The organism is Cellulomonas humilata (assembly GCF_013359775.1).
GTDB lineage: Bacteria > Actinomycetota > Actinomycetes > Actinomycetales > Cellulomonadaceae > Cellulomonas > Cellulomonas humilata.
On sequence record NZ_JABMCI010000054.1, the window covers coordinates 19677 to 42652 of the forward strand.

Annotated in this window: 15 protein-coding genes; all 15 read right to left on the minus strand. The window is 73.9% G+C overall.

Going from position 1 to position 22976, the window contains the following annotated elements; all coding sequences use genetic code 11:
- Positions 1-7: 7 nt before the first annotated feature.
- On the minus strand, positions 8-1168 hold the full coding sequence (locus HP550_RS05470) for an RDD family protein (RefSeq protein WP_175346580.1): 1161 nt from the start codon (positions 1166-1168) through the stop codon (positions 8-10).
- Positions 1165-3429 carry a transglutaminaseTgpA domain-containing protein gene (locus tag HP550_RS05475; RefSeq protein ID WP_175346581.1) on the minus strand — a complete coding sequence of 755 codons (2265 nt, stop codon included), beginning with the start codon at positions 3427-3429 and terminating at the stop codon, positions 1165-1167. The genes HP550_RS05470 and HP550_RS05475 overlap by 4 nt, the downstream gene beginning before the upstream one ends.
- On the minus strand, positions 3426-4574 hold the full coding sequence (locus HP550_RS05480) for a DUF58 domain-containing protein (protein WP_343047997.1): 1149 nt from the start codon (positions 4572-4574) through the stop codon (positions 3426-3428). Before HP550_RS05480 ends, HP550_RS05475 begins: the two co-directional genes overlap by 4 nt.
- A gap of 2 nt (positions 4575-4576) precedes the next feature.
- The gene (locus HP550_RS05485) at positions 4577-5533 is read right to left on the minus strand and encodes an AAA family ATPase (protein WP_175346582.1); all 957 of its coding nucleotides are present in this window, start codon (positions 5531-5533) and stop codon (positions 4577-4579) included.
- A gap of 43 nt (positions 5534-5576) precedes the next feature.
- On the minus strand, positions 5577-11711 hold the full coding sequence (locus tag HP550_RS05490; protein WP_175346583.1) for a fibronectin type III domain-containing protein: 6135 nt from the start codon (positions 11709-11711) through the stop codon (positions 5577-5579).
- Complete coding sequence (locus tag HP550_RS05495) at positions 11708-13273, minus strand: protein kinase domain-containing protein (protein WP_175346584.1); 1566 nt, start codon at positions 13271-13273, stop codon at positions 11708-11710. Before HP550_RS05495 ends, HP550_RS05490 begins: the two co-directional genes overlap by 4 nt.
- Positions 13270-14607 carry an FHA domain-containing protein gene (locus HP550_RS05500; protein ID WP_175346585.1) on the minus strand — a complete coding sequence of 446 codons (1338 nt, stop codon included), beginning with the start codon at positions 14605-14607 and terminating at the stop codon, positions 13270-13272. The genes HP550_RS05495 and HP550_RS05500 overlap by 4 nt, the downstream gene beginning before the upstream one ends.
- A complete protein-coding gene (locus HP550_RS05505; protein ID WP_175346586.1) occupies positions 14604-15524 on the minus strand; it encodes a protein phosphatase 2C domain-containing protein in 921 nt (306 codons plus the stop codon). The genes HP550_RS05500 and HP550_RS05505 overlap by 4 nt, the downstream gene beginning before the upstream one ends.
- Positions 15525-15630: 106 nt before the next feature.
- Positions 15631-17220 carry an alpha/beta hydrolase family protein gene (locus HP550_RS05510; protein ID WP_175346587.1) on the minus strand — a complete coding sequence of 530 codons (1590 nt, stop codon included), beginning with the start codon at positions 17218-17220 and terminating at the stop codon, positions 15631-15633.
- A 2-nt stretch (positions 17221-17222) separates the two neighbouring features.
- The gene (era, locus tag HP550_RS05515; protein ID WP_175346588.1) at positions 17223-18152 is read right to left on the minus strand and encodes a GTPase Era; all 930 of its coding nucleotides are present in this window, start codon (positions 18150-18152) and stop codon (positions 17223-17225) included.
- Positions 18149-19459, minus strand: a complete 1311-nt coding sequence (locus tag HP550_RS05520) for a hemolysin family protein (RefSeq protein ID WP_175346589.1) — start codon at positions 19457-19459, stop codon at positions 18149-18151. The genes era and HP550_RS05520 overlap by 4 nt, the downstream gene beginning before the upstream one ends.
- A complete protein-coding gene (gene ybeY, locus HP550_RS05525) occupies positions 19456-19908 on the minus strand; it encodes an rRNA maturation RNase YbeY (protein ID WP_175346590.1) in 453 nt (150 codons plus the stop codon). The genes HP550_RS05520 and ybeY overlap by 4 nt, the downstream gene beginning before the upstream one ends.
- Before the next feature lie 7 nt (positions 19909-19915).
- Positions 19916-20914 carry a PhoH family protein gene (locus tag HP550_RS05530; RefSeq protein WP_175346591.1) on the minus strand — a complete coding sequence of 333 codons (999 nt, stop codon included), beginning with the start codon at positions 20912-20914 and terminating at the stop codon, positions 19916-19918.
- 105 nt (positions 20915-21019) lie between these two features.
- Positions 21020-21778, minus strand: a complete 759-nt coding sequence (locus HP550_RS05535) for a 16S rRNA (uracil(1498)-N(3))-methyltransferase (protein ID WP_175346592.1) — start codon at positions 21776-21778, stop codon at positions 21020-21022.
- Between the two features lie 22 nt (positions 21779-21800).
- A complete protein-coding gene (gene dnaJ / locus HP550_RS05540; RefSeq protein ID WP_175346593.1) occupies positions 21801-22928 on the minus strand; it encodes a molecular chaperone DnaJ in 1128 nt (375 codons plus the stop codon).
- Between the last annotated feature and the right edge of the window lie 48 nt (positions 22929-22976).

The window sequence follows — 22976 nt, forward strand, 5'->3', positions numbered from 1 at the left end:
CCCGACTCTAGGACACCGGGTCGGATCCCGGGGCCCGGACGAGACGCAGGGAGCAGTCGCCGAACGAGACGGTCGACCCCACCCGGAGGCGGACCTGCTGGTCCACCCGGCACACCACCTGCGCGCCGTCGGGCAGCGTCACGACCGTGCCGTTGGTCGACCCCCGGTCCGCCACCCAGACGCCGCCCGGCTCGACACCAATCTGGAGGTGCGTCTTGGAGACCGAGCGCGCCGGGTCCACCACGCGCACCAGCTGGACGTCCGCATCGGAGGCGGGGTTGCGGCCGACCAGAGCCGTCCGCCCGATCGTGATGCGGCGACCATCCCCGAGCTCGACCTCCGCCACGGTCCGGTCCACGGAGGCGGAGTCGGTCGGCTGCGCGACGAGGTCGTCGCGCGGACCGGCGGGCCGGGTCATCTCGAGCTCCGGTGCGAGGCCGTAGCTGAGCCCGACCTGACGGACGACGGGGGTGGCCCGCGTGTCCAGGTCGGGGCCGCTGCGCTGCGGGGAGATGGGCGCGAGGACGAGCGCCGCGGGTCGGCCCTCGTCGAGCAGGACGTCCAGGAGGTCGGTGCCGCGGCCGTCCGGCGAGGGCTCGGCGACGGCCCAGCCCGGCACGCTCACCGGTCGGCGCTCGGGCCGCACCGGGGCCGCCGGCTCGGCACGGTGCACCGCGCGGGGTGCGTCCCGCGTGACCGGCGCCGACCTGACGTCGAGCACCTCGTCCCGCGCAGCCAGGTCGTGCCAGCCGCGGCGGCGGCCCGTCCGGTCGAACGACGGCGACGCCAGCACGACCAGCGCACCGACGGCGAACGCGAGCAGCCCGACCGCGACGACCGCACCGCGCACCAGGACGCGGAGCAGGCCGATCGGTCGGCGCGTCTCGACGTCGAGCGTCCGGATGCCGGTGGCGAACCGTCCGAGCGTCGCGCCTGTCCGTCCGTGCAGCACCCACTGGACTACCGTGACGCCAAGCACCAGGGACGCGCCGAGCAGCGCGAGCCACGCGGTGTCCCGGACGCGCGCCGCCGGGATCAGCCACCCGCCCAGCACGAGCAGCAGTCCGAGGTCGAGAACGCCCGCGGTGAAGCGGCGGGCGAGGGTGGCGGGCGGCAGCTCGTCCACCACGGGGTACGGGGCGTGCACCAGGGCAACCTGCTCTCTCATGACGTGCCCTTCGGGCGTCGGCTCCGGCTGTTTCTCAGGGAGGCGGTCGACACACGCGCCCGCATGCGCCGACGCCATCCCACGCTGTGGGTCATCGCGTCGACGGTCTCGCGGACGTCGGCCCAGTATGCGGTCGCGTGCGCGCCGCTCGGATCATCGCGGCTGAACACGGCGTGGTCGGCCGTCCGCGCGAGCGCCCCGACGCGGGAGGCGACCAGCGCACCGCCGGGGGCGTCCGCGAACGAGGCCGCGAGGGTCCGCGCCGACTCGTTGCGCGTGGCCAGGGAGCCGGCCGGCCGCCGCAGGTCGCGGGCCGTGTCCAGCACCTCGTCCCAGCCCCCCGCGACGCGGACCACGGGGTCCGCGCTGCGTCGACGCCGACGCCGACGCCGGGCCTTGAGCGCGACGACGACCAGCAGCGGCGTGGCCAGCACCAGCAGCGGGACCGCCGCGATGCCCGCCACGCGCACGATCCGCCACAGCAGCGCGTTGCCGTCGTCCTCGGCGTCGGGGTCGTCCGTCTGGGGCTGCTCCGTGTCCTCGTCGGGCGGCGTCACGGCGGCCGGCGGCGGTGGCGGCGGCTGCACCACCTGCGGGTTCGGCTCCGACGGCTTTTCCTGGTCCTCTTCCTGGGGCGTCTGCTCCGGGGGCGGCGTCGGGTCGAACGCCACCCAGCCGAACCCCTGGAACGCGACCTCGACCCACGCCTGCACGTCGTCGCCGGTGACCGCGACGGGCCCGTCGGACGCACCGTCCTCGGGGATGAACCCCATGACCACCCGCGCCGGCAGGCCCATCTCGCGCACCATGAGAGCCATCGCTGCGGCGTACTGCTCGCCGTCGCCCACCATGAGGTCGCCGCCGAGCAGCGTGGTGATGCGGTCGGCGCCGTGGCCGGACAGCGACTCCGTTCCCGACACGTCCATCCCGTGGCTGAAGAAGCCCTGCTCCGAGAGCCACGTGGCCAGCGCCGAGCTGATCTGCACCGGGTTGCCGGCGTCGCGCGCCACGTCCGCAGCGGTCACCCCGGCGATGTCGGGCACCCCGGCCAGCGCCGGCTGCGCGATGTCGGACTCAGGGGCGCTGCCGACCTCGGTGTCGTCGGGCTCGCGCGGCACCACCACGTCGACGCCGTACTCGAGGCCCGTGCGGAGCCCGCCGGTGAGCACCGCGGCGCCCGTCGCGTCGTTGTACCGCAGCGCGCCCGCGTCATCCGGGTCGGCGAGGTCGATCGACGTGGCCTGGCCGACGGTCGGGAGCCAGACTCCCCCGAGCGCCCCGATCTCGATGTCGACGTGGGCGCGGTCGCCCCGCACGTTCGTCTCGATCTCGGCGCCGACCCGTCGGAACTCGCCCGACGCCTGCGCGGACCCGTCTCCCGCCACGTTCCACACCACGCCGTCGTACCGGTCCATCGTGGCCAGCCGGACGCGGGCGTTCTCCGGCAGTCCGGTGACGGTGAACAGGACGGCGTCGGCGTCCTTCTTCACGAACTCGCGGAACGCCGACAGCGGGCTCGGGTAGTCCCGGGGGTCGAACGGCGGCACCAGCTCGTCGCGCACGACCAGCCGCTCGGTCCCACCGGCCACCAGCGGAGCACCGAGCACCCCGGCTGCGACGGCGACGGCGGTCAGCACGCCGGTGGCAACCACGCGCCGCGCCCGCAGGAGGCCGGCCCGCCAGGACGCCCACGGCAGCAGGACGAGCACCAGCACGAGGCCCGTGACCAGCGGTGCGACGGTCGGCCGGCGGGTGCCGAGGACGATCGCCGCGATCGTCGCCACCACGGGCACCAGAGCCGCGGAGGCCGCCACAGCCGCGGTGCGAGCCCGCAGCGCCACGGAGACCGCGACCGCCGATCCCACGAGGGCCAGGACGTACATCGCGACCAGCAGCGTGCCGTCGGTCCCGACCGGCGGCTGCAGCGTCAGCACCTGCTTCCAGGTCGACGCGGCGCCACGCGCCAGGTCCACCGCCGTCTGCGGGGTGGGGACCACGCCGGCGACCGTCGTGCCGGGAGCGGCGAGCGCGCCACCGGCCAGCACGTACACGACCAGGAGCACGGCGACCACCGTGATCGCGGACCACCCGCGTGCTGCCCCCAGCGCCGCCACGACCGTGCCCAGCAGGAGCCCGCCGACGAGCGCGGGCAGGGCGGAGAGGCCGCCGTACACCTCGAGCAGGGGGACCAGGGCGAGGGCGAGGGTGCCGACGAGGCACAGCACGTCGACGATCGCGCGGCCGACCGGGCGAGGGGTCACGCGGTCACCCGCCGGAGCAGGCGCGGCAGGTCGTCGAGACGACCGATCGTCGCGAGGCTGAGGGACCCCTGGGTCCGCACGGACAGGTCGGCGCCGCGCTCGCAGCGCACGACGACCGTCCGCGTGCCGGTAGGGACGTGCCGGGCACCGAGCCGCAGGTCGGCGTCGGCGGGCACCGAGCCGGTGACCAGCATCGCGACGGACGCCTCCGCAGCCTCCCGGACCACCCGGCGGCCCAGCAGGGTCACCCCCGCGCCACCGTTCGCCAGCACGATCCCCGAGCAGTCGTCGAGCAGGAGTGGGGGCGTCTCGACGCGCAGCCTGCCCGGCCCGGCGAGCACCACGAGGTCGCGCTCCTCGCGGATCGTCTGCACCCCCACCGACGCCAGGACGGAGACGGCCAGCTCCAGCTCGTCGTCGTCGGCGTAGTCCCGCGGGTCCGTGGCCAGCGCGAGCGCCGTCGTCGTGCGCCGGGTGTCCTCGAACTGCTTGACCATGAGGCTGCCGCGGCGCGCCGTGGTCCGCCAGTGGATGTAGCGCCGGTCGTCGCCCGCCACGTAGTCCCGCAGGGCGTGGAAGGACAGGTCGGAGTCGGACAGGTCCCGCGTCGACTGGCCCTCGAGGTCGCGCAGCAGCCCGGAGCTCGCCCCCGCCAGCGACACGAGCAGCGGGTGGACGAACAGCTCGACCGGCCGCGTCCAGCGCACGCTGCGCCGCACGAGCCCGAACGGGTCCCCGCGGACCGACCGCACCGGTCCGACGACGATGACCGCCCGGCGGGCCGTCGGGATGGCGAACAGGTCGTCGTGGGAGTGGCCCGGACCCAGCGCGGGCACCGCGAACTCGGCGACCGCGGAGCCGACGGGGAGCTCGACGCGCGAGGGCAGCGACGGTCGACGGGCGACGTTGCGCACCTCGACGCGCCCCAGGGCACGCTCCCCCACCTTCACGCGCCGGTCGGCCATGTCGAGCGACATGGCGTACCGGGCGCGGCCGGCGGTCATCACCAACGACACGAGCAGGACCGCGACCAGCGCGGCCCCCACCGCGGCGAGCTCCAGCCACCCGAAGAGTCTGCCCAGCACGAGGCCGAGGGCTGCGACGGCCGCAACCCCCCAGCCCAGCGACGAGACCCGCAGACCCACGATCAGACCGCCCGCAGCGCCGGCGGTGCCGTGGTCTCGAGGATCCGGGCCAGGATCTCGATGGCGGTGACCCCGGCGAACTCGGCCTCGGTGTCGAGCAGCAGTCGGTGCGCCAGCACGGGCTGGGCGAGGTCCTTCACGTCGTCGGGGATGACGTACTCGCGGCCTGCCGCCGCCGCCCAGACCTTGGCGGTGCGCACGAGGGCGAGGCCGCCGCGCACGCTGGCGCCGATCGCCGTCTGCGAGTCGTCGCGGGTGGCCTCCGTGAGCCGGGCGACGTAGTCGAGGACGACCTCGTCGATGTGCACGGTCTGCGCGAGGTCCGCCATGGTGCCGACCGCCTGCGTGGTGATCCGCGGGGTCAGGTTCGTGGTGCGGTCCTTGGCGCCGGCGAGGATCTCGATCGTGGACGCGCGGTCCGGGTACCCCAGCGACGTCTTGATGAGGAACCGGTCCAGCTGCGCCTCGGGCAGCCGGTACGTGCCGGCCTGCTCGATCGGGTTCTGCGTCGCGATCACCATGAACGGCCGGCCCACCGGGTGCGTCACGCCGTCGACGGTGATCTGCCCCTCCTCCATCACCTCGAGCAGTGCGGCCTGCGTCTTGGGCGAAGCGCGGTTGATCTCGTCCGCCAGCACCACCGACGCGAAGATCGGCCCCGGGTGGAACTCGAACCGGTGCGTGCTCTGGTCGTAGATGGTCACGCCCGTGACGTCCGACGGGAGCAGGTCCGGCGTGAACTGGATGCGGTGGTGGCTGCCCTGCACGGTGGCGGCGAGCGCCTTGGCCAGCGACGTCTTGCCGGTGCCCGGGGCGTCCTCGAGCAGCAGGTGGCCCTCCGCGACCATCGCGGTGAGCGCCAGCCGGACCGTGTGCTCCTTGCCGAGCAGCGCCAGACCGACGTTGGCGACGAGCGCGTCGAACGTCTCGGCGAACCAGATGCTCTGCTCGGGGGTCATGTGTGGTGTCTCTCTTTCGGGACAGTCAACTGGTCACGGGTGATCATGGGGCCGGCTGGACGGTGATCGAGGCGGGCGCGCTGGCGCCGGGCTCGCCGTAGGTGCTGACGGCGCGCACGTCGACCACGATCGTCACGGCGCCGCCGCTGGTGTCGACCGGGATGCTGGCGGTGGTCGCGGTACCTGCCGGCACCCACGTGTCGTCGCCGTCCACCTGGAACTCGTACGTGAGAGCGGCTGTGCCGCCGTCCTGCGCAGGGCGTGTCCAGCGCACCGTCGCGCTCGTCGCACCTGGCGCCGCAGCGTCGAACTGCACGTTCCGCGGGACACCGGGCTCGGTCACCCTGGTGTAGGTCTGCGTCGGGTGCACCGCGCCCGGTCCGGTGCCTGACGTCGCGACCGCGCGCACCTCGACGCTCAAGGTGAAGCTCGACCGGAACAGGGTGAGGTTGGGGACGCCCGTGAAGTCCGCCTGGGTGCCGGACGTCGAGCGCCAACCCCGTTCGGATCCGTCCTGCGCGGCGGGGGTGCCGTTCGGGCTGACCGGGTTCCCGTCGAGAGTGAACCGGTAGTCGTACCGGGTCAAGGTGCCGCCCCCGGAGCTCGACGGTGCGGCCCACGACGCGGTCACCCTCGTCGGACGACCGTTGGAGTCCACCGTCGCTTGCTGGGAGAGGCCCTGCACCGGCCCGGGAGGCGTCGTCGCAGTCGCCTGCACGGTCGGGCTCGAGTCTGGGCTCGTTCCCGCCCGGTTCACGGACTGCACGCGGAACGTGTACGCCGTCCCTCCGACGAGGCCGTCGACGCGCAGCGACGTCTGCGGACCCGTGGGCAGGACACGTCCGTCCGACACGGTGACCACGTAGCCGGTGATGTCGGTGCCGTTGCCGTCGGCGCCCGACCACGAGAGGTCGACACTGCCTTCGCCATTGCGTGAGGTGGCGTCGAGATCGGTGGGTGCTCCGGGCAAGCCGTACGTCGACGTCGTGGTCGTCCCCGGATCGCCCCACCCCGCCTTGTTCCGCGCGCGGACCGACACCGTGTACGGACTCTTCGTCCGAGCGTTCGTGAAGGTGTACTGCTGCTGGCCCGCCGGCACCTTCTCGACGACCCCGTTGGGACCCGCGACCGTGACCTCGTACTCGGCGACCGCGTCGCCGTTGTCCGCCGGGACGCTCCACCCGACCACGACCAGCCGCCCGGTGTTCGAGTCGGTCGGGGTCGCCGTGACCTCGGGGGCTTCCGGGGCGCGTGCGGGGACCATCGCCTGCGACGACGGCGACCACCCGCTGGGATCCGGCGCCCGGTTGTGGGCGCGCACGCGGACCGAGTAGGCGGTCCCGTTCTTCAGTCCGCCGAACGTGTAGGTGGTCGACGCCGACGTGACCGACGCCGGACCGGCGGGGGGTGCGGGCGAGATCTCGAGCGTGTAACTGCTCACGGGCGACCCGGCGGACACGGGCGCGGTCCAGGTGGCGCGGACGGAGCCGTCACCGAACTCGAGCGACGGGGCAGCGGGGGCGTCGGGGACGGCGTCGGGCCGGGCCGTGGCCGACGGCGGGCTGGGCTCCGACCAGTCGACGGCGTTCTGCGCGGCGACCGTGAACGTGTACTCGACGTCGTTGGTGAGGTTGTCGATCGTGCACGTCGTGCTCGCGCACTGCCGGACGATGTTCCCCGGGCTCGCCACGACGCGGTACCCGGTGATCACGGCCCCGCGGTTGTCCGGCGCGTCCCACGACAGGACGACGGTCCGGTCCCGCATCTCACCCACGCGCGGAGCCGTCGGCGTGGCCGGCTTCCCGCGGACGACGACGACGATCCGGCCCTCCACCTCCCGGTCCGGGTCGCCCGTGACGTCCCGGACGCGGAACCGCGTGACCATCTGGCCGATGAAGCCGTCGGCAGGGCGCACGCTGACCGTGCTCGACGATGCGACCGCCGTTCCCGCGCCCGGCGTCTCGACGGTGGCACCGAGGACCGTCATGGGCGAGTCCGGGAACGGGTTGAACGCGCCCTCGAGCACGTTCACGGTAGACTGCCGGCCCTCGACGCCGTCCTCGATCGTGTACGGCAGCAGCCGGATCGTCGGTCGGGTGCTCGCGATGACGCGGACGTCGATCGTCTGCTCGAAGGACCCGGTCCGGCCGTACCCGATGCGCACGGGCAGCCGCTCGGTGGTGCCCTTCTGCGTCGTCTCGTCGGCCGCGATGCTGAGGATGCCGTTGGTGATGCCGCCGGTGAACCCGACGGGGACCGCCGAGGTCAGCGTGTAGGAGTACCGGCCGTCGGTCGGGCTCGCGCCCTCGGGTCCGGTGGTGAACGCGCGCAGGTCGACGGCGACCGCGGCCTCTCCCGGGGCGACGTCGATGACGGACGGCGCGAACGTCGGGGGGTGGTCGTCGACGGCGTAGACGGTGATCTGGAGGGTGATGACCGAGGTCCGCGCGGAGGTGTCCCCGGGGCCCGACGAGTCGGTGACGGGCACGGTGATCGACGCCGGCCCCGCGTACCCGGGTGCTGACGTGAACTGGAGGGTCGTGGCGTCCTGCACGGGGTTGGACTGGTCCGACCGGACGGCCGTGACGCCGAGCGGGTCGGCGATGGAGGCCTCGCGGCCGGGGGCCACCTGCACCTGCTCGCCCAGCGGGATGACCAGCGTCTCACCGGACGCGACCCGCAGCTCGGGTGCCTTGGGCCGTGGCGTGGGCGGGAAGAAGCCGAGGGCCGGCACCGTGATGAACGCGTACGACGTGGCGGTCCCGGCGGGCGCGGTGGTGTTGGTGAGCAGGTACGGCAGCGTCTGGGCGTGGTCCACGAGGGTGACCACGACGTTCCCCCGCCCGGTCACCCGCGCCACGTCGGCCTGCGACCCGGGCACCGAGACCGCCAGGTCGCTCAGGGGGCCGCTCGGGTTCTGCGCGACCGCGAGGACGTCGACCGAGACCTCCGTGCGCCCGAGGGTGTCCAGCGCGGGGACGACCACGTCGCGAGCGATGGGCGGCAGCACCGGGGCGTCGCCGTCGACGGTGACGGTGAGCACCGCCGTGTCCCGCCCGCCGCGCTCGTTGGTGGCCGTGTAGGCGATCTGGAGGACCGTCGGGGCGTCGGGCGCCTGGACGACGATGCGTCGGCCCTGGACCTCGGCGCCGGTGTCCGCCGGCTCGAGGTCGCGCTCGAGAGACAGCTCCCCGCCGCTGGAGTCGACGTCGTTGGCCAGCACCCGCACCTCGACCCGCTGACCCGGCCGGACGGTCACCGCGTCGTCGCGTGCCACGACGGGCGCGGCTCCGGTGGGACGCGGGCTGATGCCGACCCGGACGGTCGCGACCGCGCGCTGGCCCACCCAGTCCTCCACCGCGTAGGTGAACTCGTCGGTGCCGAGCTCGCCGGGCAGCGCCGAGTACTCCAGCCAGTCCGGCCCGGTGGCGGTGATCCGGCCCCGGGCGGGGGCGGTGGCCTGACCCAGGAGGGTCACGCCGTCGCCGTCGGGGTCGATCCCGACGAGCGGCACCGGGATGCGGACGGTGTCGCCCTCGAACACGCGGGCGACCAGGTCCACCGGGCGCGGCGGAGCCTTCGTGCTCGCGTCCGACTCGTGCACCCTGACCGTCACGGTCGCCGCCGTCACGTTGCCCGTCGCGTCCTGCACGGCGAACGTCGCGTACGCGGTGAGTGCCGTGTCCGGCGCCTGGTAGCGCAGGACGTCTCCCGAGACGAAGAGCAGACCCTGACCCTCCCCGAGCGGCTCCGCGAGCTCGGTGAGCAGCGTGAGGCGGTCGCCGTCCGGGTCGTACGCGTCCTCGAGCACCGGGATCGTCACCACGCCGCCGGTCCGGACGCTCACCTCGACGTTCGGCACGACGGGCGGCTGCGAGATCGTCGACGGCGCGACGGGGTGCACCACGATCTCGCCGGTCGCGGTGTCCTGCCCGTTCGACACCGTGTAGCGCAGCGCCACCGGGCCGTCCAGCGTGCGGTCGGACCTGATCTGCACCAGCTGGTGCTCCAGGATCGCCACGCGCAGCCCGGACCCGTCGGGCACCTCGACCGACTGGAGCACGAGGACCTTGCCGGCCGGGTCGCTGTCGTTCTCCAGCGGGTCGATCGTCACCTCGCCGCCGGCGGGCAGGAACGCCTGGTCCCGGACCGCCACCGGCGGTTCCGGGGTCTCCGGCCACGCGCGGACGTCGATCCGCGCCAGCCCGGACGCCTGCTGCGGAGGGGCGGAGACCAGGAACGGCACGTAGTAGCTGCCGGGCCGGGCGGCGCTGAACGTGAACGTCCCGCCCTGGAGGTCGCTGGTGATCGTGGCTCCGACGACGTCGTCGACGCCCGCCAGCCGCGCCGGTTCCGCCGACGAGCTGCGCACCGCGTCGAGGGGTCGGAGGGTCACCGGCTGGTCCACGTACGTGACGGCGTGCACCGGGTCGATCTGCGGGGCCAGCGAGCCCGCCGCGCGCACGTCGACGTCGAGGCGACCCTCGGTCGTGGACGTGCCGTCGGACACCAGGAGCGTCACCGTGGTCCGGCCCAGCTGCGTGCCGTCGGCCTTGAACGTCACGGAGCCGTCCTGCCGGAACCGCACCGATCCCGACGTCGGGTCGGACGTCGCCCCGACGAGCACCAGGTCGTCGCCGTCCGGGTCCGTGAAGTCGGCCAGCGACTGGTGCTCCGACTGGCCACCCTGCTCCACCTCGAGCGCGCCCGTGCGCACCTGCACGGGCGGGGAGTCCGTCGCGCCGTCGTGCACGGTCAGGAGCACCGACGCGGTCGACGGGGCGTTCGTGCCCCGGCCGTCCGTGATCGTGTACGTCACCTGGGCCGACCCCGTGGCACCGGCCGCGACCGCCACCTGGAGGGCACGGCCGCCGTGGATCGCCTCGATGCGGCCGAACTCGGCGGGCAGCGGGTCGAACTCGGAGACGACCAGGATCCCGCAGTCGGCGGACGAGTCGTTGTCGATGACCGGCAGGATCGTCGTGCGTCCGGGTCGCACACCGAACTCGTCGTCCGCGGCCGTGGGCGGTGCCGTCTCCGCGGAGCACTCGGTGACCAGGTCCTGGGTGGTGTCCGAGGTCTCGGTCTCCTCCTGGGCCTCGTCGGGCTGCTCCTCGGGCTCCACCTGCGTCCAGTCCGGCACGCGCAGGTCGGTGTCCTGGAGGGGCATCCACAGGCGTCCCCGCAGCGTGTCGTTGAGCACGACGACCTGGCGGTTCACCCGGAACGCGAGGACGTCCGCGCTCGACATGCCGTCGAGGCTGCTGACCTCGGCCTGCTCGTCGTCGCACAGCTGCACGTACGAGCCGACCGGTGACGCCCAGGCGCCGTGCGCGCACCGGCCCACCTGCACCGGTGCCGCGGGCGCCCCCGACCCGGCGGTCTCGTGCACGACCGCGTCGCCGCCGCCGAGCGGCACCTCGAGCAGCGCGGTGCGGCTGGCCACCAGCGCGCGGGAGGACTGCGGTCCCGCCAGCTGGAGGGTCAGCTCGTCGCCGTCGAGCTCCGTCGAGCCGCCCAGGGTGCGGACCGTGGAGCCGGAGAGCACCACCGGCTCGTCCCCGACGGCACTGAGCCCGTCCACCGGGCCGGCCCCGAGCTCGCCCAGCGGCGTCGCGCGCGGCACACCGTCGACGAGGTCGATCCGGGTCACCGCACCGTCCTCGGGGGCCACCGCGAGCACCGCGCCGCTGCGCGCGACCACGACGGCCCCGCCCTCGCCGAGCTCGACGTCCGGGGTGTCCGTGGCGACCCGCAACGAGTCCAGCCCGGAGATCGGGCGCACGAAGACGTTGCCGTCCGCGTCGACCACCGCGACGACACCCGCGGCCATCGACACGGTCGCACCGGTCACGGCGACCTGCGTCGTGAGCGTGACGGAGGCCGGGTCGACGACCGCGATGGAGCCCGGCTCCACCAGCAGCACGTCGCCGGCGTCCTGGAGCACGTCGAACGTGCTCCCCGACGCGGCCAGCCCGCCGTTGAGCTCCTCCACCTGGGCGTTGTAGCGCCCGAGCTGGAGCTTGCTCGTCGCGGTGAGCCAGACGCCGCCGTCGTTGAGGTCCAGGCGGGCCAGCGGGAAGCCCTGGTCGAGCAGTGCCAGCACGAGGACGAGGACAGGGACGGTGACGACCGCGGCCGCCGTCGTCGCCCGCCCGCGCAGCGATCCCCACGTCACGGCGCGCACCCCTGAGCCGGATCGGCAGAGACCCGGCGGTCCGCGCGCACGATCGCCACCTCGACGCAGACCTGTCCCGCCGCCGCGTCGGCCGGCACGGTCGCGCTGGCGACATCGACCACGGCGAGGACCGGCTCCCCCGTCGCCGGCAGGACGCCCCACAGGTACTGGTCGCCGTCCTGGGGGTCGGGGTTCTCCCACGTGAACACCACGGAGCCGTCCGCCTGGCGGACGCCCTCCAGCCCGGCCGGGGCCGGCACGACGTCCTGGATCCGGGTGGGGTCGTCGCCCTGCGTGAACTCCGACGTGGCCGAGGGTCCGTCGTCCGGCGCCCCCCGCAGCGCCGCCGCACCGATCGCGACGACGGCCGCGAGCACGACGACGCCCGAGACGATCCCCGCCGCGAGGCGCGCCCGTCCGCGCTGCTCGGTGACGACCGGCTCGACCGCCTCGAGTGGGGCGGGCGCGACGAACACCGGTCCTGCCGGACGCACGGGTCCCACCCGCACCGGCGCCAGCTCGGGGGCGACCGACGTCACGCCACGCATCCGCGTCGGCTCGTCCGCGCCTGGCGGCGGCACGGCGGTGGCCTCCGGGGCCACGCTGACGATCGAGCGGAGCCGCGTCGCGTCCTCGCGGCCGCCGTCGGGAGACTCCAGCGGCAGGCCGCGGTCCTGGCCGCTGTCGGACTCGTCGGTCAGGTCCAGCGGGGTGATCGGGAGGCGCAGGTCGGCCTCGACCTGCTGGAGCGCGCGCGCCACGGCCGCGGCAGACGCGAACCGGCGCGCCGGGTGCTTGGCCATCGCGCGCTCGAGCACGTCCTGGAGACCCCACGGCACGTCGTCGCGGCCGGTCGGGGGAAGCGGCGACCGCTCGATCCGGGAGACCAGCTGCTGCGCGGTGTTCTGCCCGCCGGCGACCTCGAACGGCGTCCGGCCGGCGAGGAGCGAGTAGATCGTCGCCGCCAGCGAGTACACGTCCGAGCGCTCGTCGCCGGTCGGGTGCTCGCCGAGCAGCTCCGGGGGCGACCACGGGATCGACATGCCGACCGTGGCGCCGCCACCGTGACCGGTCGTCGCGGCGATACCGAAGTCGGTCAGCGCCGGCCACCCGAAGTCGGTGGTCAGCACGTTCGCGGGCTTGATGTCGCGGTGCAGGATCCCGGCGCGGTGCGCGGTCTCGACCGCCGACGCCAGCCGGATGCCGATCCGCAGCGCCTCGGCCACCGAGATCCGCTCCTGCCGGTACCGCTCGGCCAGACCGGGTCGCGAGCAGTACTCCATGACCAGGAACGGGCGGCCGTCCGCGGCGATGGCCGCGTGGTAGATGGTGACGATCGAGGGGTGGTGCGACAGCTGGGCCATGAGGTTGGCCTCCTGCTGGAACCGCGTGCGCACCTCGTCGTCCAGGCTGCCGGCCAGCAGCACCTTGACCGCCACCTCACGCCGCGGGAGCTCCTGCTGGTACAGGAAGACGTCCGCGAAGCCGCCCAGGCCGAGGACCCGGAGGTACTCGTAGCCCGGCAGGCGAGGCGGCGTCGATGCTTCGCGGCGTGCGGTCACGAACCCCGCTCCACCGAGAACGTCACCCCGTCACCGAGGTCGACGACCTCGTCGACGCCGACGACGCTGGGCTCGCCCGGGTGCAGGCGGCGCGCGCCCTCACCGGCGCGGGCGACGTGGACGCCGTTGGTCGAGTCCAGGTCGGTGACCACGACGTGGTCGCCGTCCAGGCGGACCTCGGCGTGGGTGCGGGAGATGTCCTGCTGCGGGCTCGGCACGGTGATGAGACGCGGCAGCTCGCGGTTGGTCACGCGGGCCACCTGGGGGGCGCGGCCGAGCAGCACGGCACGGTCGAGAGGGACGACCAGACCGGTGGACAGGACGAGCCGAGCCGCCACCGACGCCACCTCGGGCACCCGGAACGGGCCGGGCACCTCATCCGACGCCCAGGACGGGAGCTGGTCGCGGATCTCGGCGAGGTCGGTGGACAGGATGGTCAGGCCGTCGTGGTCGTCGAGCGACGCGGCGCCGACCGCCGCGGGCAGTGCCACGACGTCCGTCGGACTGGTGTGCACCGCAGGTGCCGGCGTGGAGAGGAACGACTCCGCCTCGGCGACGACGCCGGCCGGGTCAGGGCGCTCCTCGCCCTGCCTGGTCAAAGGCACGAGCTCGACCTGGGTCGGCTCGTCCCACACGACGGCGTCGATGATCTCGGTCACGGGCCCCTCGTCGTCGAGCGCGGTATCGGCCTCGTCGTCCTCGGCCGCCTGGTCGAGGTCGGGCACCTGCTCGGCGACGGGCTCGGCCACGGCCGGCTCCGGAACCACGGTCGGCTCGTCGGCCACGGGTACCTCGGTGTCGCCCTCGACGGCGGACTCCCCCACCGTCGGCTCGACCCGAGCTGCCTCCACGACCGCCGCCGGCCCGGTCGCGGGGTGGGCCTCGCGGGCCACGACCTCGGTGCGGGCGGTCAGCCCTACGCGCACGCGCGAGGCGTGCACGACCCCGTCGGCCAGCGGCAGGCTGTCCGCGGCGGCCGGCGCCTCCTCCACCTGCACCACCACGTCGGCCACGCCCTCGAGCACGCGCTCGGTCCAGGTGCTCACCTCGCCCGAGCGCCACACGTCCTGGCGACCGCCCACCTCGACGACGACCTCGACGTCACCGCGCAGGGCGGCGTGGACGCGCTGCCCGTCGACGGACACCACCGCGAACGGCGGCAGTCCTCCGAAGCCGTCGCGCGCGAGGAGCGCCAGCGCGGCGAAGACGCCCTCGCCGGCGTCCTGCCACAGCGCGCGGACGGTCGACTCGGCTGCACCGGGTCCGAGCAGCGCCACGAAGCCGGGCCGGACGACGGCCGTCCAGGTGCCGGCGGTGTACTCGGGCACGCTCATGACGGCATCTCCTCGTTCGGTGTGGCCTCGTTCGGTGTCGCCGCTCCCGGGGTGGGCGCCTCCGGGCGGACACGCGGGATCGGCTGGGTGGCGGTACGCGTCCGCCGCGGGACCGTGACGCCGTTGAGCATCTCGTCCCAGACGTGCGTGCCCAGCTCCGCCCCGGTGCGGGGCACGGTGATGTGCACGTCGTCGTGGGCACCGGACGCGGTGGCGACGTCGACGACGACGGCGCTGACGTTGTCCCGGGCGCCGTGCTCGAGCGCGAGCCTGACCAGCAGTGCCGCGGCGTCCTGGGGGTCGCCGGTCTCGGCGAGCACCCGCGCCAGGTCGTCGTCGCCGACCTCGCGGGTCAGACCGTCCGTGCAGATGAGGAGCCGGTCGTGCAGTCCGGCGGGCAGCAGCCAGTACTCGGGCTCGGGCGGGTCCCCGGTGCCGAGCGCGCGGGTCAGCACGTGCCGGTCCGGGTGCGTCTCGGCCTCGGTCTGATCGATCTCGCCCAGGTCCAGCAGCTCCTGGACCACCGAGTGGTCGACGCTCACCTGCTCCAGCTCGTCCCCCGAGTACAGGTACACGCGCGAGTCGCCGACGTTGAAGACCAGCCAGTACGAGCCGCCGTCGTGCTCGGTCACGGCGACGCCGGCGACGGTGGTGCCGCCCTGGCGTCCGCCGGTGAACTCGGTGCGGATCCGCGCGGCCGTCCGGTCGAAGCACGCGTGCACGTCGTCGGCGGTGGCCGCGGCCTGCCCGGCCAGCTGGGCGAACTCCTCGACCGCGATCCGGCTGGCCATGTCGCCGGCGTCGTGCCCGCCCATGCCGTCCGCGACGAGGAAGACCGGCGGGTAGGCGAGCAGGGCGTCCTCGTTGACCTCGCGGACGAGGCCACGGTCGGTCGCCGACCCCCACGACGTGCGCACGCGGCCTCCTGGTTCCCTCTGACGGCCCCGACGGGCGCCCGTTCAGTCATCGGCGCACATCGTGCCCCACCTGAGCGTCTGGTACACAACTTCGACCGATTTGTGGCTAGATCCCGAGCTGGAAGACGCCCCAGTAGGCAAGGACGACGAGCAGCACGACCGAGCCGATGACTCCGCCCCACAGGGTCGCGGTCCGCACGATGCCCGGCGACGGCTGCCCCCCGTCCGACCGGACCCGTCGGCAGCGCCTCAGCAGCAGGACCCCGACCACGACCACCGCGACGCCCAGCACGCGCACGGCCACCCAGCCGCCCTGCACGACGAGGTCGTTGCGCTCGTAGTCCAGCGCCAGCCGGGCGACCGCGACGATGTACCAGACCAGCGCCACCACGGTGAGGATCGCACCGAAGCCGAGGGCGACCAGCGACGGGAGCACCCCGCGGGCGAACCGGGGTCCGGTGACGGTCACGGGCGTGCCGCGCTGCCGCCGCACGCGCTCCGTCGCCTCCTCGACCGCCCGGGCGACCAGGACGGCGAGCGGGCCGAGCACGATGAGCGCGACGGCGGCCAGGGCGAGGGCCAGGACGACGTCGCCGTCGCCGAGCCACCGCGGCTCGGGTACCGGGGCGGCGACGTACGTCTGCTCCGGCTGGGCCCCGGCGATGCGGGGAGCGGAGTCGCCGGTGCCGGGCAGGCCCAGGACCCAGCCCGACAGGTCCCGCAGGAACACCGTGTCGACGTCCCCGTGCACGCGGATGCCGTGGTTGGCGCCCTCGTAGTACCGCACGGTGACGTCACCGTTCCCGGCGATCGCCGTGTCCCGCAGGATCTGCTCGGCGCCCTGGATCGTGGGCATCGAGGCGTCGCCGGTGCCGTAGACGACGAAGACAGGCTGCGCCATCTGCCGCTGGTACGGGGTGACGTCGAAGTCGGCGTACTCGAACCCGCCCCCGGGCAGCGACATGCCGACCGCCCGCGGGATCGCCCGGAAGACGCCGTGCGGCACGCCGGTGTTGCGCAGGTAGGAGTCCACCGCGAACGCGGCCTGCTCCCGCGGCGGCACCACCGGCGAGGACACCAGGACGACGAAGGCGATCGTCGGGTCCTGCGCGGCCATGATCGGGGCGATCCAGCCGCCCTCGCTCTCGGCGTAGATGCCGACGCCGTCGGGGTCGACACCCGGGAACGACTGGAGCGCCGCGACCGAGGCGCCGTAGTCCGCCGCCATCAGCACGTAGTCGCGGTGCCGCGTCGTGTAGGTGTCGAGCCGCTTGTTCGGCACCATCGCGACGATCCCCGACGCGGCCAGCGCGTGCGCCTGCTCGAGGAACGCGGTGTCGTAGCGACCCGTGCCGGCGCCGTGCACGAACACGACGCCACGCTTGGGACCGTCCAGCCCGACGGGTTCGCTGACCTGGGCGTCGACAGTGGCGCCGTCCAGCTGCACGGTCACCACGGAGGTGCGCACCGGGTACGTCTGCACCGGCGCCGCGTCGCCGATCGCCGTCGACGTCGTCGCGACGGTCAGGGGGTCGGCCAGCGGGACCGGGTCCCACTGCGGTCCCATCACGGCACCCAGGATCGCCAGGGCCACGATCCCCAGCGCGGCGCTCGCCAGCAGGCGGTACGACCCGCCGAGACGGCGGCCCACCACCGTGTGCACGCGCGGCTCAGTGCGCTCCTCCGAGCTCAGCATGCTCAGAAGCCCAGCTTGCCGAGCTGCTTGGGGTCGCGCTGCCAGTCCTTGGCCACCTTGACGTGCAGGTCCAGGTACACCCGGGCGCCGAGCAGGGCCTCGATCCCGCGGCGCGCCTGGCTGCCGACGTCGCGCAGCCGCGCCCCGCCCTTGCCGATGATGATGGCCTTCTGGCTGTCCCGCTCCACGAACAGGTGCACGCGCACGTCCAGCATCGGCACGCCGTTCGCGGCCGGCTCGGCGCGCGCCACGATCTCGTCGACGACCACCGCGAGCGAGTGCGGCAGCTCGTCCCGGACCCCCTCGAGCGCGGCCTCCCGGACCAGCTCCGCGACCATGACTGCCTCGGGCTCGTCGGTCAGCTCGCCCTCCGCGTACAGCGGGGTGCCCTCCGGCAGGTGCCCGATCAGCACGTTCTCCAGCACGTCCACGTTGTAGCCCGAGGTCGCCGAGACGGGCACGATGTCGGCCCACTCCCCCAGCCCCTGCACGGCCATCAGGTGCTCGGCCAGCTTCCCCTTGCCGACGAGGTCCGCCTTGGTGACCACGGCGATCACGGGCGTCCCGCGGCCGTCGCGGGCCAGCTCGCTCATCTGCTCGGCGATGAACCGGTCCCCCGGCCCCACCCGCTGGTCGGCGGGCAGGCAGAACCCGACCACGTCGACCTCGGTGAGCGTGTCCTTGACCAGGGCGTTCAGCCGCTCGCCCAGGAGCGTGCGCGGCCGGTGCAGGCCGGGGGTGTCGACCAGGATCAGCTGCGCGTCGGGCCGGTGCACGATGCCGCGGACGGTGTGCCGCGTGGTCTGCGGTCGCCCGGACGTGATGGCGACCTTCTGCCCGACCAGTGCGTTGGTCAGCGTCGACTTGCCGGCGTTGGGCCGCCCGACGAAGCAGGCGAACCCTGACCGGAACGTGTGGGAGGTGGTCGTCATCGGGAGGCTCCGTGGGTGGTGTCGTTCGAGGCGGGGGTGTCGGCGTCGACCATGCTGACCAGGACGGTAGCGAGGCGACGACGCCGGCCCTCGACCCGCTCGGCGACGAGGTGCAGTCCGTGGATGTCGCCGGCGGAGCCGGGCAGCGGCACCTTGCCGAGCGCCTTGGCCAGCAGCCCGCCCGCGGTGTCGACGTCCTCGTCGTCCACCTCCAGGCCGAACAGCTCGCCCAGCTCGTCCCTGCCGAGCCGGGCGGGGACGCGGAACACCCCGTCGCCCAGGTCCTCGACGACGGGTGCCGTGGGGTCGTGCTCGTCGGTCAGCTCGCCGACGATCTCCTCGAGGGCGTCCTCGATGGTGACCAGGCCGGCGATGCCGCCGTACTCGTCGACCACCATCGCCATGTGCGAGGTCCCGTCCTGGAGCTCGCGCAGCAGCTCGTCGACCGGCTTCGACTCGGGCACGAAGACCGCCGGGCGCGCAAGGGACGAGGCCGGGGCGTTCAGCATCGCCTCCTGCTCGCGCCGGTCCGACCCGCCCGCGGGTCCGATCGGCAGGCGGCCGACGACGTCCTTGAGGTAGAGCACGCCGCGCAGGTCGTCCACGGAGTCGCCCACCAGGGGAACGCGCGAGTAGCCGGAGCGCAGCAGGAGCGCGAGGGCCTTGCGCAGCGGTGTGTCCTCGGAGGCCGTCACCATGTCCGTCCGGGGCACCATGACCTCGCGGGTGAGCGTGTCTCCGAGCTCCAGCACCGAGCGGAACATCTCCCGCTCCTCGTCCTCGATCACGTCCGACTCGCTCACGCGCTGCACCATGTCCCGCAGCTCGTCCTCGTCCTCCTCGGCGGACCCGGCGGCGGGGCGACCGACCGCACCGAGCCGACCGGCCACCGCGGTCACCGCCACCAGGATGCGCGACAGCGAGGTGAGCGCGGTGACCGGGTGCCGGCGGCCGAACGTGCGCGGGCTGGCTCGGACCAGCAGGAACGCGATGACGCCGGAGACCGCGACGGTCACCAGCAGGACGGCCCACCACGCGAGACCCGCCGACGCGACGACCAGCGTGAGGCAGACGGTCGCGGTCATCTCGGCCACCAGGCGGACGAACGCCGCCGCGGAGGCCACCCGCGCGGGGTGCTCGGCCAGGGCGCGCACCCGGTGGGCGGCGGGGTGCCGGTCTGCCAGGAGCTCGGTCACGGCGGCGCGCGAGATGCGCATCACGGCCACCTCGCCCGCGGACAGCACGGCCGCGCTCACGATGCCCAGCACCGCGACGAGGATCAGGAGAGCGACGGGGATGTCCGTCATCGGGACGCCAGGAACGTCAGCAGCAGCCGACGCTGGAGGGCGAACATCTCCTTCTCCTCCTCCGGCTCCGCGTGGTCGTAGCCGAGCAGGTGCAGGATCCCGTGCGTGGTCAGGAGCAGCAGCTCCTCCGCCGTCGAGTGGCCCGCCGTGCGCGCCTGCTGTGCTGCGACCTCGGGGCAGAGCACCACGTCACCCAGCAGTCCGGCGGGGGTCGGGTCACCCTCGCGCCCCGGCCGCAGCTCGTCCATGGGGAACGAGAGCACGTCCGTGGGGCCGGGCTCGTCCATCCACTTGACGTGCAGGTCCGTCATCACGTCGGTCCCGACCAGCAGGATCGACACGTCGGTCTGCGGGTGCACGTGCATCTCGTCGAGCACGTAGCGGGCGAGCGCGGCGAACTCCGCCTCGTCGACCTCGTACCCGGACTCGTTGTTGACCTCGACGCTCACGGCCGCCTCAGCTCCTGTCCCAGCGCGCGTACGCGTCGATGATGTCGCTGACCAGGCGGTGCCGGACCACGTCGGACGAGGTCAGCCGGCAGAACGACACGTCGTCCACGCCCGCCAGGATCTGCTCGACCACCCGCAGCCCGGACGTCTGCGAGGACGGCAGGTCGACCTGCGTGATGTCCCCGGTGACCACGACCTTGGAGCCGAAGCCGAGCCGCGTGAGGAACATCTTCATCTGCTCGACCGACGTGTTCTGCGCCTCGTCGAGGATGATGAACGCGTCGTTCAGCGTGCGCCCGCGCATGTACGCCAGCGGGGCCACCTCGATGGTCCCCGCCTCCATCAGCCGCGGGATGGACTCGGCGTCCACCATGTCGTGCAGCGCGTCGTACAGGGGGCGCAGGTACGGGTCGATCTTGTCGGAGAGGCTGCCGGGCAGGAACCCGAGCCGCTCCCCCGCCTCGACGGCGGGCCGCGTGAGCACGATCCGCTGGACCTTGCGGTCCTGGAGGGCCTGCACGGCCTTGGCCATGGCCAGGTACGTCTTGCCGGTGCCCGCAGGCCCGATGCCGAACGTCACGGTGTGCCGGTCGATGGCGTCGACGTAGTCCTTCTGGCCCGAGGTCTTGGCGCGGATGGTCCGGCCGCGGCCGGTGAGGATGTTGAACGACAGGACGTCCGCCGGGCGGGCGGCCGACGCGGCCGTCAGCATGGCGACCGAGCGCGTCACGACGTCGGGGGTCAGCGGGGTGCCGCCCGCCGCCATCTCGACCAGCTCGTCGACCAGGCGCGACACCAGGGCAACGTCACCGACCGGGCCGGCGAGGCGCACCTCGTTGCCGCGCACGTGGATGTCGACAGCGGTGAACCCGGACTCGATGGTGCGCAGGACCTCGTCGCGAAGTCCCAGCAGCTCGACCATCGAGACCTCGGAGGGGACGCTGATCCGGTGCTCGACGCGCGCGGGTGCGCCGGAGGTGCGCGCTGCGGATGTGGACTCGACCATGTGCTCGGCGTGCGCCGTGCGCTCCTTCGCTCAGATGCCCTCAAGGACGGGTGTGCCTGCTCAGTCTACGAGGCTGCGCCCACGGGATTCCGCGCAGCGGGTGGATCAGCTCCAGCGCCCGAGCCGCTCCGCCAGCAGGGCCACGGCGACCGGACCGGCGGTCGACGTCCGCAGCACGTGCGGACCGAGGCGCACCGCCCGCGCGCCGGCCTCCACCAGACGGCCCAGCTCCCCGTCGCCGATGCCTCCTTCGGGACCCACGACCACCAGGCACTCGCCGGTGTCCGGGAGCGACGTCGCGGCGATCGGCTCGGTGGCTTCCTCGTGCAGCACCAGCACGACGCCGCCGGCCGCGACGACCGCGCTGACCCGGTCGACCAGTCCGCGCCCGTCGAGTGCGACCTCCACGTCGGGCACCCGCGCCCGGCGCGACTGCTTCGCCGCCGCCCGGACCGTGCCCAGCCAGCGGGCCCGGCTCTTCGCCGCACGCTCGCCGCGCCACACCACGATCGACCGCTCGGCCTGCCACGGCACCACCACGTCGACCCCGACCTCGGTGGCCGCCTCGATCGCCATCTCGTCCCGGTCTCCCTTGGCCAGGGCCTGGACGAGCACCAGCGCGACGGGCGGATCGGGTTCGACGACACGACGCTGCACCTGCACGAGCACCCCGTCGGACGTCACCGCACCGACCGTCCCGACGAGCCGCACGCCGGCGCCGTCGACGACGTCGACCCGCTCGCCCGGGCCGCGCCGCTGCACGACCCCGGCGTGGCGGCCCTCGGTGCCGTCCAGCAGGTAGGTGCCGCCCTCAGCCACGGCGTCCAGCGTGCCGGGCTCGGCCAGGAAGACGGGCGCGCTCATGACGCGGCCGTCGCCGTCACGCTCACCGACCGGAGAGCTTGTCGCGCAGCTTGGCGAACACGCCGGAGCTGGAGGCCGCGAGGCGTGCCTCCGGGCGCTCCTCGCCCCGCAGGGTGGCCAGCCGGCGCAGCAGCTCGGCCTGCTCGTCGTCCATCGCGGTGGGAACCTGCACCTCGACGTGGACGTGCAGGTCGCCGCGGCCGGGGGCGTGCAGGTGACCGACGCCCAGGCCCTTGAGCGAGACGATCTGGGAGGGCTGCGTGCCGGGACGCAGGTCGACCTCCTGCGGGCCGTCCAGGGTGTCCAGGGTGAGCACGGTGCCCAGGGCAGCCGCGGTCATGGGGACCTCGAGCGTCGCGTGCAGGTCGTCGCCGCGCCGCACGAACGTGTCGTGCTTGCGCTCGCGCACCTCGAGGTAGACGTCTCCGGCCGGACCGCCGGCGGGACCGACCTCGCCCTGACCGGTGAGCTTGATCCGGGTGCCGGTGTCGACGCCCGCGGGCACGTCCACGGCCAGGGTGCGGCGCGAACGGACGCGGCCCTCACCGGAGCACTCGGTGCACGGCTCGGGGATGACGGTGCCGAAGCCGTGGCACGCCGCGCAGGGCTGGGTGGTCATGACCTGGCCCAGGAACGAGCGCGCGACGCGCTGCACCGAGCCTCGGCCACCGCAGACCTCGCACGTGCGCGGCGACGTGCCGGGGCGGCAGCACGATCCGCTGCACGTCGGGCAGACGACCGCGGTGTCCACCGGCACCTCGCGGTGCACGCCGAACGTGACCTCGGCGAGGTCGAGGTCGAGGCGCACGAGGGCGTCCTGGCCACGGCGGGCGCGCGGGATCGGTCCCCGTTGTGCCGCCGCGCCCGTGGCGGCGCCGAAGAACGTCTCGAAGATGTCCTGGAAGCCGAACCCGCCGCCCATGCCGCCGCCGGGCGAGGACGGGTCGCCGCCGAGGTCGTAGGCGCGGCGCTTCTCCGGGTTGCCGAGCACGTCGTAGGCGCGCGAGACGTCCTTGAACGTGTCCTCGGAGCCGGCGCCGTCGCCCGCGACGTCAGGGTGGTGCTCGCGGGCGAGCTTGCGGTAGGCCTTCTTGATCTGCTCCGGCGTCGCGTCACGCGGCACGCCGAGGATCTCGTAGTAGTCGGTCACAGCAGGGTCTGCTCGCTTCCAGGTGTCTCTGGGCAGGTGTCAGGACAG

Excerpts from the sequence above, each read along its gene's own strand:
- HP550_RS05470 (WP_175346580.1), bottom strand. The coding sequence starts at position 1,168 with ATGAGAGAGCAGGTTGCCCTGGTGCACGCCCCGTACCCCGTGGTGGAC.
- HP550_RS05485 (WP_175346582.1), bottom strand. The coding sequence starts at position 5,533 with ATGACCCCCGAGCAGAGCATCTGGTTCGCCGAGACGTTCGACGCGCTC.
- HP550_RS05500 (WP_175346585.1), bottom strand. The coding sequence starts at position 14,607 with ATGAGCGTGCCCGAGTACACCGCCGGCACCTGGACGGCCGTCGTCCGG.
- HP550_RS05510 (WP_175346587.1), bottom strand. The coding sequence starts at position 17,220 with ATGCTGAGCTCGGAGGAGCGCACTGAGCCGCGCGTGCACACGGTGGTG.
- era (WP_175346588.1), bottom strand. The coding sequence starts at position 18,152 with ATGACGACCACCTCCCACACGTTCCGGTCAGGGTTCGCCTGCTTCGTC.
- HP550_RS05520 (WP_175346589.1), bottom strand. The coding sequence starts at position 19,459 with ATGACGGACATCCCCGTCGCTCTCCTGATCCTCGTCGCGGTGCTGGGC.
- HP550_RS05530 (WP_175346591.1), bottom strand. The coding sequence starts at position 20,914 with ATGGTCGAGTCCACATCCGCAGCGCGCACCTCCGGCGCACCCGCGCGC.
- HP550_RS05535 (WP_175346592.1), bottom strand. The coding sequence starts at position 21,778 with ATGAGCGCGCCCGTCTTCCTGGCCGAGCCCGGCACGCTGGACGCCGTG.